Origin of the sequence: Streptomyces sp. NBC_01352, assembly GCF_036237295.1 — a bacterium.
GTDB classification, from domain to species: Bacteria; Actinomycetota; Actinomycetes; order Streptomycetales; family Streptomycetaceae; genus Streptomyces; species Streptomyces plumbiresistens.
Genome location: NZ_CP108354.1, coordinates 9,725,456 through 9,743,383, shown reverse-complemented (window position 1 = coordinate 9,743,383; position 17,928 = coordinate 9,725,456). Strand labels below are relative to the sequence as shown.

12 protein-coding genes and 1 pseudogene are annotated in these 17,928 nt (G+C 69.6%); 4 read left to right on the top strand and 9 right to left on the bottom strand.

What is annotated here, in order from left to right; all coding sequences use genetic code 11:
- Positions 1–20: 20 nt before the first annotated feature.
- The 7 genes from OG252_RS44610 to OG252_RS44580 form a co-directional block, all read right to left on the bottom strand.
- Positions 21–1,241, bottom strand: coding sequence for an NAD(P)/FAD-dependent oxidoreductase (locus tag OG252_RS44610; protein WP_329343437.1), 1,221 nt, complete (start codon positions 1,239–1,241; stop codon positions 21–23).
- Positions 1,238–1,450 carry a ferredoxin gene (locus OG252_RS44605; RefSeq protein ID WP_329343435.1) on the bottom strand — a complete coding sequence of 71 codons (213 nt, stop codon included), beginning with the start codon at positions 1,448–1,450 and terminating at the stop codon, positions 1,238–1,240. Before OG252_RS44605 ends, OG252_RS44610 begins: the two co-directional genes overlap by 4 nt.
- Positions 1,447–1,983 carry an aromatic-ring-hydroxylating dioxygenase subunit beta gene (locus OG252_RS44600; protein ID WP_329343433.1) on the bottom strand — a complete coding sequence of 179 codons (537 nt, stop codon included), beginning with the start codon at positions 1,981–1,983 and terminating at the stop codon, positions 1,447–1,449. Before OG252_RS44600 ends, OG252_RS44605 begins: the two co-directional genes overlap by 4 nt.
- Before the next feature lie 6 nt (positions 1,984–1,989).
- Positions 1,990–3,456 (bottom strand): aromatic ring-hydroxylating oxygenase subunit alpha, encoded by a 1,467-nt coding sequence (locus OG252_RS44595; RefSeq protein WP_329343431.1) that lies wholly within the window; start codon positions 3,454–3,456, stop codon positions 1,990–1,992.
- A gap of 1,356 nt (positions 3,457–4,812) precedes the next feature.
- A complete protein-coding gene (locus OG252_RS44590; protein WP_329343429.1) occupies positions 4,813–6,330 on the bottom strand; it encodes a class I adenylate-forming enzyme family protein in 1,518 nt (505 codons plus the stop codon).
- A gap of 132 nt (positions 6,331–6,462) precedes the next feature.
- A complete protein-coding gene (locus tag OG252_RS44585; protein ID WP_329343427.1) occupies positions 6,463–7,896 on the bottom strand; it encodes an aldehyde dehydrogenase family protein in 1,434 nt (477 codons plus the stop codon).
- A gap of 89 nt (positions 7,897–7,985) precedes the next feature.
- A complete protein-coding gene (locus OG252_RS44580) occupies positions 7,986–9,545 on the bottom strand; it encodes a sigma-54-dependent Fis family transcriptional regulator (protein WP_329343425.1) in 1,560 nt (519 codons plus the stop codon).
- A 455-nt stretch (positions 9,546–10,000) separates the two neighbouring features.
- Between OG252_RS44580 and OG252_RS44575 the strand changes: the two genes are divergently transcribed.
- Positions 10,001–11,281, top strand: a complete 1,281-nt coding sequence (locus OG252_RS44575; protein ID WP_329343423.1) for an MFS transporter — start codon at positions 10,001–10,003, stop codon at positions 11,279–11,281.
- 23 nt (positions 11,282–11,304) lie between these two features.
- Here the strand turns inward: OG252_RS44575 and OG252_RS44570 are convergent, their stop codons facing one another.
- The gene (locus OG252_RS44570; protein ID WP_329343421.1) at positions 11,305–12,570 is read right to left on the bottom strand and encodes an ROK family transcriptional regulator; all 1,266 of its coding nucleotides are present in this window, start codon (positions 12,568–12,570) and stop codon (positions 11,305–11,307) included.
- A 74-nt stretch (positions 12,571–12,644) separates the two neighbouring features.
- Here OG252_RS44570 and OG252_RS44565 point away from each other — a divergent pair, with 74 nt between their 5' ends.
- On the top strand, positions 12,645–13,637 hold the full coding sequence (locus OG252_RS44565) for a helix-turn-helix transcriptional regulator (protein WP_329343419.1): 993 nt from the start codon (positions 12,645–12,647) through the stop codon (positions 13,635–13,637).
- Positions 13,638–14,137: 500 nt separating this feature from the next.
- On the opposite strand, the gene OG252_RS44560 is transcribed toward OG252_RS44565, so the two are convergent.
- Positions 14,138–15,016, bottom strand: a complete 879-nt coding sequence (locus tag OG252_RS44560; RefSeq protein WP_329343417.1) for a LysR family transcriptional regulator — start codon at positions 15,014–15,016, stop codon at positions 14,138–14,140.
- Between the two features lie 360 nt (positions 15,017–15,376).
- On the opposite strand from OG252_RS44560, the gene OG252_RS44555 reads away from it, so the two are divergent.
- Positions 15,377–16,354: an ornithine cyclodeaminase family protein gene (locus OG252_RS44555; RefSeq protein WP_329343415.1), complete on the top strand. Its 978-nt coding sequence runs from the start codon at positions 15,377–15,379 to the stop codon at positions 16,352–16,354.
- Positions 16,355–16,363: 9 nt separating this feature from the next.
- Positions 16,364–17,851 (top strand): annotated as a pseudogene (locus OG252_RS44550) (NAD-dependent succinate-semialdehyde dehydrogenase).
- Positions 17,852–17,928 lie beyond the last annotated feature (77 nt).

Below are 17,928 nucleotides of genomic sequence, written 5' to 3'. Positions count from 1 at the left end.
CCGGGTGGGGTCCGGTTCGGTCAGCTCACGTCGGCCGCATGGCCGACTCGTGCCAGTGAACGGGCGTCGGCCCATGTGCCGCTCTGCTCGAGCAGTTTTCGGTAGGTCCTCAGCGAGCGGGCCCGGCCGCGGGCGAGGGCGCCGGAGAAGACCTGGTCCTTGCCGAACAGGACCAGGAAGTCGTCGTCGAGAGAGCCTTCGGCGAGGACCGTCGCGTCGCCGGGGCGCCGGCGTCCGTAGCTCTGGAAGCGGTGGCCGTACTGGTCGGTCCAGAAGTAGGGGACGGCGGTGTAGGGGGCCGTGTGGCCGCGGGCGATGTTCAGGCCGACGTGCCGGCCCTGCTCGATGGCGTGGGTCCAGTGCTCCACCCGCACACGCCGGCCGTACAGCGGATGGTCGAAGGTGGCGACGTCGCCGGCGGCCCAGACATCGGGTACGCCGGTCCGGCCGGCTGCGTCGCACACGACGCCGCCTTTCAGGTCCACGCCGGAGCCGGCCAGCCAGCTCACGTCCGGTTCCGCGCCGATCCCGGCCAGGACGAATGCCGTACGGTGCTCACTGCCGTCGGACAGCACCAGTCGGTAGGAACCCGGGCCACCGTGCACCGACTCCACTGTGGCGGGCATCCGCAAGGTGACGCCGTGGGCCAGGTGCAGGTCGCGGAGGGTGGCGGCGATTTCGGGGCCGACGACCGTGTCGAGCGGGAGTGGGGTGGCACTCAACACCGTCGCCTGGACCCCGCGGATGGCGAGCGCGGCGGCGACCTCCAGACCGATGAAACCGGCACCGATGACGGTGAGCTCGCCATGGAGTTCGGCTGCCTGGCGGATGGCGTGCAGGTCCTGCGGTGTGCGCAGCGTCGGCAGCACCTCCCCGCCTGTCGTGCGGATCCGACGTGGGCGGCGGCCGCAGGCCAGGACGACCGCGTCGAAGGGAAGGGCCTCCGCGTAGGTGGTGATGACGTAACGTCTGTCGATGTCCAGGCCGGACGCGGCATGCCCGAGGAGCAACTCGATCCGGGCGGCGGCCAGTCGCTCGGGCGACCGCAGCGCCAGCGGCTCGGGTTTCCCCTCCGCGGCCAGCAGCGACTTCGACAGGGTCGGCCGGTCATACGGTGGATGCCGTTCCGCGCCCAGGACGGTGATCGTTCCGTCGAAGCCGCCCTCGCGCAGGCCGTCCGCAGCCGACAGGCCGGCGGCCGAGGCACCCACGATGACGACATGCTCGAGGCGGCCGGTCATGGCTGCTCGCCGATCGAGAGGGCCTGAGCGGGACAGTTACGGACCGCTTCCTCGAGGTCGGCGCGCTCCTCCGCGTCGGCGGCGTCCCGCAGCAGTACGGCCGTCGGGCTGCCCGGGCGTATGTCGAACACCTCCGGCAGCACGCTCACACACACCCCGTAGGCCTTGCAGCGCATGGTGTCGAGGTGAACGGTCAGTTTCGCGCTCAAAGGAAGACCCCCAGGTTCGGTGTCTCCAGGCTTGTCTCGGTCGGCACGATCTCCCTGGCCAGTAGCCGCACTCCCCCGGGAGCCAGCCGCAGCAGGTCGGTGCGCCGGACCGGGATGAGAGTGAAGTACGGGTCGATGCCCCTTTGCCGGTAGACCAGTACGGCGCTGTACACACGCAGCACGTCCGGCCGGTCAGTGGCTTCGATCTCGATGCTGCCGACCAGGCGGAGGGTGCGTGACGGCGGGATCTCGGAGTAGGCGATGCCGGTGTTGAGCCGGTCGATCCTGGTACGCACGTGCGCCTTGGTGTCGCGCAGTCTCCACGCGGTGCGGTCCACCTCGTTCGCGCGGGGCTCGGTGGCCTGCCGGATGGGCAGTTCGTAGAGGAGGTCGTCGTCGAGGAGTTCGTACCACTCCTCCTCACGGCCCTCGTCCAGCAGCCGCGCCTCATGCGCGAGGAACTGGGTCACAACGGCCCGCTGTTCGGCCTCGGCCGCAACGGGCGCGGCCGGCTGAACGGCTTCTGCGGTCATGGCGCGTCAGCTCCCTTGAGTCGTGGTCGTCGTGGTGCCCCGCATCACGTTCAGCCAGTGGCGGTAGAACGCGAGCTGGTTGTGCTCGCCGTAGCCGGTGTCGCGCTTGATGCCCGGACCCGTCCACGCCGGGTCGGGCGACTGGTCCACCGCGCTGTTGTTGCCCTGCTGGAAGTGGAACCGCATGCCCGCCTGCCGCATCCACGGGCTGGCGGCCGCCCGCGGAATGCCCTCCCAGGCCACCGTGTCGTCCTGCTCGAAGATCCCCGCCGAACCGAACGAGAACTGGCCCGTCACATACGCCTCGCGGGCCTCCTCCTCCGACATGAAGTCCCACACGAACTGCCAGCTCCACAACTCGATCTCACCCGGCCCCAGCGGCTGCCACTGACGGAAACTCGTCATCATCGACATCGGCCCGCCCGGTACCGCCGGCGTCAGAGTCCGGATGAAACTGAGATTCGGGAAGATCGTCCCGACCGTCGGCGGCTCATGAGTGACCACGTGCAACTGCGCCTCGTCCAGACCGGAGAGGTCGAAGTGCTCCGCGATCTCCGGCGGGTATCCCCACAGCACGAACCCGGGATGGATCGCCTTGGTCCAGGCGTGCCCCAGAAAGTTGTGGCCGCCTTCGAACTCGTAGGCACGCCCGAACTCGCAGCCGAACTCCAGGCCCTGGGACACGTGGATCTGCTGGGTGCTCCAGTGCAGGTGGTCAACGTGGTAGCCGTCGCCGGAGAAGTTCTCCGCGGCCGTCTTCCAGTTCGCCTTGACCTTGTACCGATCCGGCGGCCCGGCCACCCGTATGCCGTCCGGGTGCAGACCGGCGATCAGATCCAGCATCCAGCCCGCCCCGCCCAGGTACTCATCCAGCGACGGCCCCTCCGCCGCCAGCGAGGCGAAGACGAAGCCCTGGCGGGTGGCCACCCGTGGGGCGCGCAGCAGCCCCCACGTCTTCGGATCCGGCCGCTCTCCGTAGGCGTCGTGCAGGTGCGGTGTGCCCACCAGGTCACCGTCGTTGCTGTAGGTCCAGCCGTGATACGGGCACTTGAAGAACCGCGAATTCCCGCTGTCCGTCTGACACACCTGCGTGCCGCGATGTCGGCAGTAATTCGACAGCACATTGATGCCGCCCTTGCCGTCCCGCGTCACGATCACCGGATCGACACCGATCCGCCGCTGCACGAAATCACCGGCCTTGGGGATCTCACTCTCATGCGCAACGAACACCCAGCACTTACTGAAGATCTGCTCCAGCTCCGCCCGGAAGACCGCCTCGTCGTTGAAGATCTCAACGGGCAGCAGATCATCCTTCAGCGACGCCTCTACACGATCCAGCAGCCGATCAACACCGGTGTCTGAGAGGGGAATTGTCATAAACGGCTCCCTTGCCTCGATCGCTCTGCAGACGGCTGCAGCAACTACCGTGACCCTCGCGCTCAGTGCCCTGGAGACGGGCTGTGGGAGGGGCATGGGAGGGGACGGTAGAAGTGCACGAGCGCTGGAACTATCCAGTCCGGGAGAAACATGTCCGGATCGAGCTTCCGCCTGCGTGCCACCTGCCGCAGGCCGTTCGTTCTCGCCGTGCAACGGGGTACCGGGGGCGTCGAACGACCCGACGCAGCGGATCAAGCATCATGCGTTCCGCTCCCGTGGCGGTCCGCGGAGACGGCAGCCCACGAAGCGCCGACCTCCGAGGCGCGAGTCGCGTGGAATGCCCGCTCAGGCGGAATCACCGAGCCGGACCTGCGGATTTCGGCGCCTTGATCCCCTACGTCCCACCCAGCGGGACGCCATTTTGCAGAGCCGCTGTCTGGATGTGTCATACGGCGGTGGACAGCGAACACTGGCTGACAGCCTGGCACCTCGGCCCCGTGGGCGGCGCCGCCCTAGCCCAGCGGCTTGGGCAGCCACAGCCCGACAGTCTCGTCGCCCGCGCCTACCACCCCGAGTCGCACCCATCAGTCCTTGTGATCACTTCCGTCTACGGCGTGCCGCTGTCCTCGGCCACCCGGGGAGGGAAGGGCAACGGCGCGAAGGACGTCGGCGAAGGTGTTGCACACCTCTTCGACGGGCGGGGAACGGCAGGTCGGGGACCTGCTACGTAGCGGCCGGAGCAGGAGGTGGATGAGCAGGGGGCTCGTCTTCTGCTGGATGAGCAGCAGCGGTGGCAGGTCCCGGATGCGGCCTGCCGCGATTTCAGCGGTGAGCCACTTTCCGACGCCCGCGAACAGGCGGGGAAAAACGTACTGGATGAGAGGCTGGAGGGACTCGTCCTGCGGGCGCGCCAGGAGTTCGGCGGCGGTGCGACTCCGGCTGATCCACGACCGCGGCCTCAGCTGTGAGGGTCTCCGACACCAGCAGCGCCTCCCCACCCCCCACCTGCGGCGTGGCCGCGTCTTCGACGAGGGCGGACGCGGGCTGCTGCTCGTCACCCAGTGCGCCCAGTGCGCCCAGAGGTGGGGTACACGCTACGCCCACACAGGCACGACCATCCGGGCCGAACAAGCGCTCGCTGAGAGCCCACACCGCGCCTGACCGCGCCCTCCCATCGCAGCGCCAAAGCTGGCCGCAAGGAGCGGCGTCGAGCACACCTTTTCGCAGATCTTCCCCCGGGCAACAGACTCCGTACCGGTGCCGCTCCCCCTCCGATGCCTTTCGCCGTGCCGAGGCCAAGCACGCCGCGGCAGCCGCGGCCCGCCCGGCCACCACGGGATACCGTCCCCCTACCGGGCGGCGGTCTTCGGCGGATCAGCCCGGTGCTGGACCTGGCGAGCAACGACTTCCTCTGCCTGGTCCGCCCGGTACAGGCCACGTTGCGCGGCCGTGTCACGGGCGATAGGACTTGATCAGCTCGCGGCGCATTATCTTGCCCGTCGACGTGCTCGGCAGTTCGTCGACGAAGCGGACCAGACGCGGCCGCTTGTAGGCGGCCAGCCTACGGCCCGAGAACGCGATGAGCTCCTCCTCCGTGGCGGACGCGCCGGGAACCAGGACGACATAGGCGCAGGCCAACTCGCCCTTCTGCTCGTCAGGCACCGGGCCCGCCGCCACCAGGGCGACGGCCGGGTGCTCGGCCAGCACCCGCTCGATCTCGGCCGGGTAAATGTTGTAGCCGCCGGTGATGATCATGTCCTTGCGGCGGTCGACGATGAACACGTAGCCGGCCACGTCCATCGTGGCGATGTCGCCGGTGTGCAGCCAGCCGTCGGGCTCGATCGTCTCCGCCGTGGCCTCGGCATTGTTGTGGTAGCCCAGCATGACGATCGGACCGCGCACCATCAGCTCGCCTGGCTCCCCCACGGGAGCCGTCTGCGACGGATCGGACAGATCCGCGATCCGGAGCTCCACGCCGGGCAGGGAAACCCCGATCGAGCCGGGCACCTTCGGCGCGTGCACCGCGTGCGTGCTGCCCAGGCCCGCGACCTCGGTCATCCCCCACAACTCGATCAACGGAGTGCCACTGTGCTCCTCCCATCGGCGGATCGTCGACAGCGGGATCGTCTGGCCGCCGACCGTGCAGCGCGTCAGCGACGACAGGTCCGCCTCGCCCAGCGACGGCTCGGCCAGCAGCATCGCGTACATGGCGGGCACACCCTCGAACATTGTCGCCCGGTGTTCACCGATGAGCCGCAGCGCGGCCGCCGGATCGAACCGCTCCATCAGCACGACCGTGCCGCCCGCCAGGAACGTGCCGTTGATGACCACGTTGCCGTACACGTGCGGCGCCGGCAGGGCGCTCACGACCACGTCACGCTCGCTACGGCCGTGCATCGTCGCCGTCAACGCACAGTTCAGCAACACCGCCCGGTGCGATTGCACCGCGCCCTTGGGGTGCCCGGTGGTCCCCGAGGTGTAGCCGATGGTGCACGCCGCATCCGGGTCGGTTTCGACCGCCGACGGCTCGCCCGAGTCGCCGAGCAGCTCGTCGAAGGCGCTCGCACCCTCCACCGCCTCACCGAAGGCGACGACCATGCGCAGCTCCGGCAGGCCTGCGCTCACCTCGACCACCTTCGCCGCCTGCTCGGCCGACGTGAACACCGCGCCCGCCCCGCAGTCCCGGAGCACGAACGCCAGCTCCTCCGCGGTCAGCATCACGTTCACCGGGTTCACCACCGCGCCCGCCCGCAGCGCACCGTGGTAGGCGACGATCCACTCCCATCGGTTCTGCGAGTACAACGACACCGGCTGGCCCGGCCGGACGCCGCGTGAGGCCAGCGCCACGGCGACCCGGTCGGCGGCCGCGTCGAGCTCCCCGTACGTCAACGACCGCGTCGCCGTCACCAGGGCGGTCTTGTCCGCCCATCGCGCCGCCGACTGTCTGACGATGTCTCCTGGACCCTTCACATGAACTCCTTTGTCCCAGCTGCGGCCCAACGCCCACCACGCGCCCCCGCATCGCGGCACACCCGAACGGGTGGGGCGTGTGCCGGGCGGCCGTCCCGGCCGCGAACCGCGCGGCCGCCCGAAGACGCGGTGTCAGACGGCGTCGGGCGCCTTGTTGAGCGTGATCGTCTGCCAGTTGGTGTACTCCATCAGGCCGTGCAGCGAGTTCTCACAGCCGATACCGGACTGCTTGTGCCCGCCGAAGGCCTGCGCGGGCGAGTACTGGTGCACCGCGTTGAGCCACACCGTGCCCGCGTCGATCCGCCTCCCGATCCGTTCGACCCTGGGCAGATCACGGCCCCACACGCTGGCGCCCAGACCCCACTCGGTGTCGTTGGCCCGCGCGATCACGTCCTCCTCGTCACTCCAGCGGACAAGAGGAAGGATCGGGCCGAACGGCTCCTCCCGCACCAGGCGTGAGTCCTCGGGTGGGTTGTCCACGATGGTCACTGGCACGAACCAGCCCGGCTGCGACTCGTCGATCTCCCCGCCCAGAGCGAAGGTGTAGCCGTTGGCCTTGCAGTCGTCGAAGTACTCCTTGACCTTGTCGAACTGCGGCTTGTTCTGGATCGGGCCGAGGCCGGTGTCGGGGTCCGTCCCATCGCCGACCTTCACGGTGCGCGCGTAGGCCACCAACTCGTCGCGGACCGCGTCGTAGATGTCGTCGTGGATGTAAAGGCGTTTGGCGGCGTTGCAGAACTGCGCGTTGTTCTGGAACGCCGCCCAGAACAACTGCGGCGCGACCTTCTTCGGATCCACGTCGGGCAGCACGATTGCCGGGTCGTTGCCGCCGAGTTCCAGCGTGAGCCGCTTGAGGTTCCCCGCTGCCGAGCGCATGACCGCCTTGCCGGTCTCGGTGCTGCCGGTGAAGGCGATCTTGTCGATACCAGGGTGCGAGGTGATCCATTCGCCCAGCTCGTCGTCGCCGGACAGGACGCTGAACACGCCGGGCGGCAGCACCTCCTGGGCCAGCTCGCCGAGCTTGAGCGTGCACAGGGGCGTGAACGGCGAGGGTTTGACGACGATCGTGTTGCCGGACACCAGTGCGGGCGCGATCTTCCACACCGCCAGGAGGATCGGGAAGTTCCACGGAGTGATACCGCCGACCACACCGAGCGGCGTGTAACGCGTCACCACCCAGCGGGTGTCGGTGTCCTCGATGACCTCATCGGGCAGGGACTGCTTGGCAATCTCCCGCAACCAGATGACCGAGCCGAGGACTTCCCACTCGGCGCCTGCGCGGGGCTTGCCCTGTTCCCGGGTGAGCAGCTCCATGAACTCCTCGGCGTGCGCCTCGAGCCGGTCGGCCAGCGCGGTCACCGCAGCCTGCCGCTCTGCGAGTGGCGTGGCAGCCCAGGCCGGGAACGCCGCGCGCGCCGCCGCGACCGCCCGGTCCACGGTGGCCCGGTCGGTGACCGGGACCTGCGCGATCGTCTCGCCGGTGGCCGGGTTGATCGCACCGGCCGTCGCCGCTGTCGTCTCGGGCTTGCCGTCGACGGTCAGCACGTAGTCGCTGTCGAAACGCACCGAAACCTCCTACGCCGTTGTGGTGGGCTCTGAACCCCATGGTGGAGCGTCGCGACGGTGCGTAACTGTGCACTTTCGGAACAGTGGCGTCAGTCGAGGCCGAGGTCACGCAGCTTGCGGTAGAGGGTGGTGCGGCTGATGCCCAGCCGTTCCGCGGCGTGGGCCTTGTTACCGCCGCACCGGTCCAGCACGGAGGTGATCGCGTCGAACTCGGCCTGTTCCAGCACCGACAGCACCCGCCCGGTGCGCCGGAACCGCGCCGACAGGTCGGCGTCCGTGATCAGCCCGCCCGTCGCACGCTCGGCGAGGCCAGCCAGGGTCGCGGCCAGCTCGGCTAGGTTGCCCGGCCATGGCTGGCGGGCAAGCACCTCCAGTGCGGCGGGCGTGATGCGCGCCCGGCGGCCGAGGAGCGACCGGGCGAGGGCGGGAATCTCCGAACGCCGCATCCGCAGCGGGGTAGTCTCCCACCGGACTGTGCACCGGGCAGCGAGCCCGTGCTGCTCGCCGCACAACTCGGTGTCCGGGCCGCTGATCATCGCCACCCAGGCCGGTGAGCGGTCCACCGCGCGGGCGAGCGAGACGGCGGCGCGGTCGTCGAGCAGGTGCACCCCGTCGAGAACCACGAGGCCGGGCACGTCCAGCAGCTCGCCGACATCAGCGGCCGCGACCTCGGTGACCGGCCCGTCCCCGGCGAGAGCGCGGGCAGTCCAGCTCCGCCCGCTGCCGGGCTCGCCATGGATCAGCAGCCGGGCTCGCCGTCGTCGGTGCCGCGCCAGCGCCCCGGCCACCGGATCCGTGACGCGCGGCACGACTTTGCGCGGGTGATCCGCGTCGTGGACCTCGAACAGGATCGCCCGCTCGGTTCCCGGGAGCACGGTGTACCAGGCTTCGAGCACACGTCCGGCGCGCGTAGGCAGTGCACACCGGCCCTCCGCGCCGGACAGCCCGTAGCTCAGTTCACGGACCTCGGACGGGTCGACCAGATCTCCCGCCGCGCGGTTGGCCAGCGTGACTCCGTCCCCGACCACCAGCACCGGATTGGTCGTACGCGCCGTCCGCGCCCGGTACGCGGCGAGCATCCGCTGATCACGGCGCCTGGTGCCGTCCAGCAGCCGCTGCTCGATCTCCCGGGCGGCCTGAACCAGGAACGGCTGGAGGAGATCAGTCGCGTCCTCGGCATAGCCGGTCACGTCGAGCACCCCGGCCAGCCGCCCGGTGATCGGATACACGATCGGCATTCCGTAACAGCAGAACCGTTTGAGCGGCTCCAGGAAATGCTCCTCGCCGGTGACGGTGATGCCGCGCCGGATCTCGAAGGCGGTGGCCAGCGCATTCGTCCCGGTGACGTCCTCGGTGTAGCGGAAACCAGGCGCAGCGAGGACCTCGTCCAGGGCACCGGCGAGCCTCAGCTCACCGAAGCGGCGGTCGATGATGCACCCTTCACCATCGGCGAGCAGCACGCTGAACCGGGTGTCGCGCAGCTGCACAGCCAACTCGTCGAGGACGGGTGCGGCGGCTGCCATGATCCGACTGTCGCGCTCGACCTCGCGCATCGGCGGTTCCACCAGCGCGGAACCAGGCTCCAGCCCGCTGAGCGACGCGCGGCGCCAGCCCTCCGAGATTTCCGGGCGCAAAGGCAGATCCGGCATTGGGGCCCTCCACGTCGAGTCCCTCCACGGTGCGCGTTCCACCGCGGCGGCGATACACGCTAACGGGTGTGCGCCACGTCGGCAGGCGATGGGGGTCGCCGGCGTACCCGGAGGGCACGACCACTGCCATGACCAGTATCGCCGCGCTGACCAGGCAGGTCCATGAGGTGCACTCGCTCGGCTTCGGTAGGCAGCAGGCCTGGGCAACGCGTACGGGTCGTGCTGACTGCTGAAGCGCAAGGCCATGAAGTTACTGCTGATCGCGGGCCACCCTGCGGCGGTTCGACGACCGCGGGGCGCTTCACGGCATGGGGCTGAGGCGCCAGCCGGGCCCGCACGTCCGGGTCGTCGAATTCCGCGCGAATAGGCCAAGGTCCGCATCCTGCGGATAGTGGGACGGACCGTCCGCTCCTACTGTCACGGCACTTCATCCGCAGGGAGCGAGGAGCCGCCGTATGTCCGCACCACGTCCTTCCACCTCCTCGGGGGCACCGCCCGCCGGAACGCCCCAGGCGACCGTCCTGCTGGTCGGCGCCTGCGCCTCGGTACTGGGCACGCTCCTGATCGCCCCGGTGCTGCCGGACATCGAGGATGCCTTCTCCGGCACGTCCGGTATCGAAACTCTCGTGCCCCTGGCCATGACGGTGCCGGCACTGGGGGTCGCACTGCTGAGTCCGGTGGCCGGCAGGCTGATCGACAAGTTCGGCCGGACCCGGCTGCTTTACTGGTCGATGCTGGCCTACGGCATCCTCGGCGTCGCGCCCGTGTGGCTGGACTCGATCGCCGCCATCCTGGTCAGCCGGGCCCTGCTGGGGGTCGTCGAAGCCGCCGTCCTGACCTGCTGCATCACCCTGCTCGGCGACTACTTCGACGGCCCCGTCCGGGACCGTTACATGTCCTGGCACGCCACGATCAGCGCGTTCGCGGCGGTGGTGTTCCTGGCCATCGGCGGTGCACTCGGTTCGGCCGGCTGGCGCACACCTTTCTGGGTCTACGCGGCCACGCTGCCCCTGCTGGTCGTGATGTTCCGCCTGCTCCACGAGCCGCGTCCGGAGCTGCAGGCGAAGAGCGAGGCCCCCGCGGAGCGGATGCCGCCGATGCCCTGGCGGCAGCTGGCCCCCGTTCTGCTGCTCACTCTGTTCGGAGCGGCACTGGTCTTCTTCGCACTGCAGGTCCAGCTGAGCTTCGTCCTGGACGACATCGGAAGCGGCACCGGGGCCATCGGTGCCTCGGCCGCCATCGCCAACGTCGGCGTCATGCTCAGTTCCATGGTGTTCATACGGTACGCGCGGCGGGGCGCCGCAGGCACCCTGCTGGTGGCGGGGTTCGGCCTCGGCGCACTCGGCCTGTTCTTGATGAGCGTCGGCTCGAACTGGGCCGCTGTCACAGCCGGTGCCCTGGTCGCAGGGCTCGGCAGTGGACTGATCCTCCCTGCACTGCTCATCGGCGCCACCGCGCGACTCAGCTTCGCGCAACGAGGCAGGGGCACGGCCGCCTGGACGTCCGCCTTCTATCTCGGCCAGTTCGTCTCCCCCTTGCTCGTGGCCGCGTTCGAGGCCGCGAGCGGCGACCTGCCGTCCGCGCTCCGTATCTGTGCCGTCGGCGGACTGCTCGGCGCGTTCGGGGCCCTGGCTCTCGTACGACGCAGACCGCTGCCCGTGAACTCGACGGTGGCGCCGGACGAGGGCGGTACCCACCATGTTGTCGAGCCCCGATCGGACCCGGCGAGCGCCTGACCCCTCGGTCCCCCATGCCGCGCTCAGGACGTCCTGGGGACAGGATCGATGACGGACCAGTCACCCAGCCGCTCCGCGCCGAGGATGTGGTCCAGGACCGCTGCCGCCGCGCCCGCGACACCGAAGTGCCCCTGCGGATCGGAACGTTCGATCCGCAGGGCACGGGTGGTCAACGGGGTGCTCTCGGCGTAGACGGTGCGGCGGACGGCTGGGAGGACGACGTCCGCCGCCGTCATCACGTCTCCGGCGAGCAGGACCAGTTCGGGGTTGAGCACGTTCACCACCATCGCCACCGTCCGCCCGAGATGTTCGGCGGCCGCCTCAAGGGCTCGTACGCACGCGGCGTCGCCGCTCAGCGCCGCGCTCATCAGATCCCGCGCGGTCAGCCGGCCGCCGGACCGGTCCGCTGCCCGCCGCAGCGCCGGGGACCGGCCGTCCTGGGCGAGGGCGACGGCCGTACGGCCGAGGGCCCGGGCGTCGGCGACGGCAGCAAGGCAGGACTGCTTGCCGCACCGGCAGGTGATCGCGGCGGACGTACCGACGGGCACCGGGATGTGGGCGATGTCCCCCGAGCCGCCCAGGTGCCCCCGGTGCAACCGCCCACCGCTGAAGATGCCGGAGCCGATGCCGTCGCCGATCTTGACCAGGACGAAGTCGTCCACACCTCGGGCCGCGCCGAGGCGGTGTTCGCCGAGGGCCATCATGTTGGCCTCGTTGTCCACCCGGACGTCTACGCCGTAGCGCCGGCCCAGCCGTTCGCCCAGGGGGTAGTCGTCCCAGTCCGGCAGCCCCGCGGGTGAGACCGGGCGCGCCGTGTCGAACCGCACCGGGCCAGGAAACCCGACGCCGATACCGGCCAACGGCTGGGCCGCCACCCACTCCTCCGACAGCAGTCGGTCGATCTCCTCCTCGATCCTGCCCAGCGTCGCGTCGGGTCCTTCGGTGATGTCCCAGTACACGAAACGGTCCGTCAGAGGCCGGGCGTTGAGGTCGGCGAGGGCGACGCCGAAGCCGGTCGCCGACAGGTCGACCGCCGCGACGCACGCGGCACGCGCGTTGAGCTCCAGTCGGACGGGAGCACGCCCTCCGGTCGAGCGCGCGGTACCGGCCTCGACAACGAGTCCGAGCGACGTCAGCTCGGCCACCCGTTCAGCGATGTTGGAGCGGCTGAGCCCGGTCAGGTCGGCCAGCTCCCCGCGCGTAGACGCGGTCCCGGAACGGATGTAATCGAGAAGTCGTGCGGTCAGGCTCCGCGAGGCGGCGAGGGAACCTTCGGTCAACGCGGGCACGTTCGCACTTTACACCGTTGACTTCTGATGTTAATCGGCATAACTTCCCTGAAAGTAATAGCGCGGGAGACTCAATGTCGAGCATCCATATCGAACGCACGCTTGCGCGGTTCACACGGGTCCGGTCGACCGATCCCGATAATTTCCTGGCCGCCGTCAACGACGTGTACGGCTCGGCCGAGGTCGTGGCCGCCGGCAGACCACGCCACGGGCAGGTCTACGAGGTCCGGGGCATCAGCGGCAAAGGCTTCGCGATCGGCTACGTGTCCTCGGGGCTTGACGTCCGCATCGTTCCTGACCACGTCACCGGTCCCTATTACCTCAACTTCGCCACCAGCGGGGCGTTGACGTCGCAGGCCGGACGGGACGAAGCCGTCAACGACCAGGGCACCGCCATCGTCATGCCGGCCGGAGACCCGCAGTGGCTCCACCCGCACGCGGCAGGCACGGAGTGCATCGGCATCCGGATCGACCAGGAACTCGTCGAATCCGAACTCACCGCCCTGCTCGGCCGGGAGCCCGCCGATCCGGTGCGGTTCGCCTTCGGACTGGATCTCACCAGCGTCTCCGGACGAGGGGTGGCCGCTCTCGTCCGCATGCTGCTGACGGAAGCGGACCGGCCCCCGGGCGGCCTCTTCGACCAGCCCGCGGTGCGGCTGCACTATGTCCGCACCCTGGTCACGGCTCTGCTCACCACCCATCCCCACAGCTACACCGATTCTTTGCGTCGCCCCGCCGGCCGGGCGCAGCACCCCCGCGTGCTGCGGCACGCGCTGGAGTACATCGAGGCCCACCTCGCCGACCCCATGACCATCGGGGACATAGCCGCCGCGGCCGGGTGCAGTGCGCGCACCCTGCACGACTACTTTCAGGACGGCCTGCACACGAGCCCCATGGGCTATGTACGGGACCTGCGTCTGCGCCGCGCCCACCGGGAGCTGCGGAACACCGGCCAGCCGGTGACCGAGGTGGCGTACGCGGCGGGCTTCACCCACCTCGGGCGGTTCTCCGCCGCCTATCGCAAGCGGTTCGGTGTCCTGCCGTCGGAGACCGCGAGGGGAAGCTGACGCGAAGCGGCAGCGGGCTCGCTCGGCCCGCACCCGGTGGCGCAGCGTCTCCTGACTGATGCCGACGTCCTTCCCAACACCCTCCAAAGAGCGGGTCGGGCCGGACCCAACCCGCCTCCCCGGCCCCTACCGGAGCCGAACGCAGAGGTGACCACCAACCCGGCAGCAGGTCCTCGTCCCCTCCCCTCGGGCAATGCCGTGGAGGAAGACACGCGCGCGACTTCCAGCGCCCTGCTGGGCCCGGTACCCGGGTGGCTCGCAACCGAGCTGCAGCAGAGCGAGCGCGCCGAAGCAGCCGGCTCCCCGACTGCTCCGGTCGTCGAGTGCGCGAAGGAGCCCGTCGTCCGAGCGACTTGCCCTGCCCCACGGGGGAGGGGTCAACGTGGCATCACAGGGTGCGCCACCCGCCGTCGAGCCGGCCGCACGATTGCCGGTCAGCGTGACGCGAGTGGTCGCGCGCACCGTGTCAAACCCCGACCCCACCCAACCCGGTCAGTCAGTCAGTCAGCGTGGATCTCGTCGGCGATCCGGTGCAGTTGCCTGCGCAGCCAGACGTGTGCCGGATCGTCGTCATGGCGTCTTGTCCACACCATCGTTTCCGCGAGCGGCTGCAGCGGCACCGGCGGCTCCAGCAGGCGGAGCCCCGCCGCCTGTGCGATCCGACGGCCCAGGATTTCGGGGACAAGCGTGACGAGCCGGGTGCCTTGCAGCAGGAGGGGGGCCGCGGAAATGCCGGTAATGGCTTCCAAGTTCCGAGGGATGCCGAGGAGGTCCAACTGCGTCTCGGGTAGGGATGGTTGACAATCGAAGTGGGTAGCGATGTACGGCAGCGTGCTGAACTGCTCGACCGAGACCGTGTCGCCGATCTCCGGGTTGGCGGCGTCGACCGCGAGCACATAGCGGTCGGTGTAGAGGGGCTCCAGGCAGAAGTCGCCGGCGTCGGGTAAGACCGCCCTCGGCCCGATCAGCAGATCGGTCTGGCCGCGGACAAGGTGATCGACGGCGTCGGTGCCCGCCGGCTGCACGCGCAGCCTGATCTGTGGCGCCTTGGTGGTCAAGTAGGCGAGGAGCGGGTGCAGGACGGCCACGGCGGTGTAGTCGCTCGCGGTAACGGCGAAGGTCCGTTCGTCGAGGGCCGGGTCGAAGACCTGCCGGCTCGACAGCATCGACTGGATCCGGTCCAGTGTCTCGCGTACGGGCCCGGCCAATGCCTCGGCGGCTGGGGTGGCGACCATCTTCCGGCCCTCGCGGATGAGGACCGGGTCGTTCAGCAGCTTGCGGAGCCTGATCAGCGTGGCACTCATCGCCGACTGGCCCACCGACAGGCGGGCCGCGGCCGCGGTCACGCTCCGTTCGGCCATGAGCGCGTCGAACGCCATGAGGAGGTTGAGATCCACACGGTTGAGGTCCACGGGTGATGACCGAGTATGCATGTGCCTCTGCCTCCTGGCTCGCTCCGCCCCACCCGGCCCGGCCGACGACACTCCTTCACCCGCGGGCTCGGGTATTGATGACAGCAATGGTTATACATCCAGAACGATTGTTTGTATTGAACTATCGCCTCTCCTAGCGTCGCTTTCGAAGAGGCTGGCCGAGGGACGTTCCGCTTCTCGACGCCGAGCCGCAGGACACGCAGAGAGGCGGGTCACCATGGACTCCAACTTCACGCACGTCATCCCCATCGGGGCGGCAACGACAGAGACAGCAATGGATGTCGCCGCCGACAAGCGGTCCGTCCGATGATTCTCCTGCTCGACGACGCCGCCGTACGCGCCGGCTTCGACTGGAACCAGGCCGTCTCGGCCCTGCGCGATGCCTACGCGGGAGCTGTCGACACGGCCCGCTACCCCGCCCGGGGCATGGCCCGCGGCGACCACGGCTGGTTGCGCACCCTCAGTGGCGCGCCCGCGGACGACGGCCTGATGGGTGCCAAACAGATCGCCGTGAACTTTCACGACGCCAAGGGTGCCTTTCTCATCTCCCTGTTCGACCAGCGCACCTCTCGGCTCGTGGCACTGCTCGACGGACACGCGGTCACGGGCTACCGGACCGCGGCCAGTTCGGCGCTGGCCGCGGACCTGCTGTCCCTCCCCGGGCCGCTGAACGTGGCGGTGATCGGCTCCGGGTTCGAGGCGAGGAACCACGTACGGGCCGTCGCCGCCGTCCGGGAGCTGAAGTCCGTACGGGTGTACAGCCCCCGCCAGGAAAGCCGTACCAGCTTCGCGGCCGACCTGGCCGACCTCCCCGCCGCGGTGTCCGCGGTCGACAGCGCGGAATCGGCCGTGGCCGAGGCGACGCTTGTCATCTGCGCGGCCCGGTCCCGTGACGAAAGCCCCACCCTGCTCGGGGAGTGGCTGCGGCCGGGGATGACCGTGGTGTCCATCGGGTCCACGCTCCCGGAGCAGCGCGAGGTGGACACCACCGTGATCGCGCGATCCGACGTGATCATCGGCGACGTGGTGGACGAGGTCCGCGACGACACCGGGGACCTGATCGCCGCCCGGGCCGCGGGCGTCGACGTGGTCGGGATCGGGTCACTGGCCGACCTCGTCGCGGGCCGCCATTCCGGCCGCACTGCCCCCGAGCAGATCGCCCTGTACAAGTCGGTCGGCTCCGCAGTCCAGGACCTGGCGGTCGCCGCCATGTGCGTCCGCAACGCCGAGCGGCTCGGACTCGGCACACAGGTGGCGGACTTCGTCGTCCCCATGGGGAAGTGAGGAACCGCCGTGAGCAATGCGACGATCGCCGGTCAAGGACTGCTGACCGACCCGGAGTTGCTGCGTGCAGGCGCATACGTCGACGGGTCCTGGATCGACAAGGGCGATGCCGGCCGGTTCGCCGTCCAGAATCCCTCGACCGGGGAGATCGTCGCCGAACTCCCCGCTCTGAGCGCGGCCCAGACCGCCGATGCCGTGACTGCGGCACACCTGGCGCTGCCCGGCTGGGGCGCCGCCTCCGCCACACAGCGTGCGCGCGTCCTGCGACGCTGGTTCGACCTCGTCACCGAGCACACCGAGGACCTGGCACGGCTGATCGTGCTGGAGGAGGGCAAACCCCTTGCCGAGGCGCGCGGTGAGATCGCCTACGCCGCCTCCTTCCTCGAGTGGTTCGCCGAGGAGGCCAAGCGGATCCGGGGTGACGTCTTCCCCGCCCCCGAGGCGTCCCGCCGGGTCCTGGTGCTCAAGGAGCCGGTCGGGGTGTGCGTGGCCATCACTCCGTGGAACTTCCCCGCGGCGATGATCACCCGCAAGGCCGCGCCGGCGCTGGCCGCGGGCTGCACGATGGTCGTCAAGCCCGCCGAGCAGACCCCGCTCACGGCGCTGGCGCTGGCCGTGCTGGCCGAGCGGGCGGGCGTTCCGGCCGGCGTGTTCAACGTGGTGATCGGCGCCCCGCGCGAGATCGGCCCCGAGCTGACCGGCAACCCTCTGGTGCGCAAGGTGAGTTTCACCGGCTCCACCGAGGTGGGCCGACTGCTCCTGACACAGTCCGCGGCGACGGTGAAGAAGACCTCCATGGAACTGGGCGGCAACGCCCCGGTCCTCGTCTTCGACGACGCCGACCTGGACGTGGCGGCGGCCGGTGTGCTCTTCGCCAAATACCGCAACACCGGCCAGGCCTGCATCAGCGCCAACCGGGTGTACGTGCAGGCCGGCATTTACGACCGATTCGCCGAGGAACTCGTGTGCAGAGCACGGGCGTTGTCCGTCGGCGACGGCTTCGAGGCCGGTGTGAAACAGGGACCGCTGATCGATGAAGCCGCGGTGGCGAAGGTGGAGGAGCACCTCGCCGACGCCATGGCCGACGGGGCCCGGGTCCTGTGCGGAGGGTCCCGTCATCAGCGCGGTGGGCTGTTCTTCCAGCCCACGGTGCTCGCGGACGCCGCGCCCGGCATGCTCATCGCCCGCGAGGAGACCTTCGGGCCCGTCCTTCCTCTCATCCGTTTCACCGACTAGGAGGAGGCGGTCCGGATGGCGAACGACACCGAATACGGCCTGGCCTCCTATCTGTTCACCCGGGACGCCGAACGGACCTGGCGGGTCGCCGCCGCCCTGGAAGCCGGGATGGTCGGCATCAACACCGGCCTGATCTCCACCGAGGTGGCCCCCTTCGGCGGGGTCAAGCAGTCCGGACTGGGACGCGAGGGCTCCGTCTACGGCATCGAGGAGTACCTGGAGCTGAAGTACCTGGCCTGGGAAGGCGCCGGCCCTCGCTGAACGAGCCGCTCTCCACCCGCACCGCACGACAACCAAAGAGACAACTCTCCACCCGCACCGCACGACACACCAAAGAG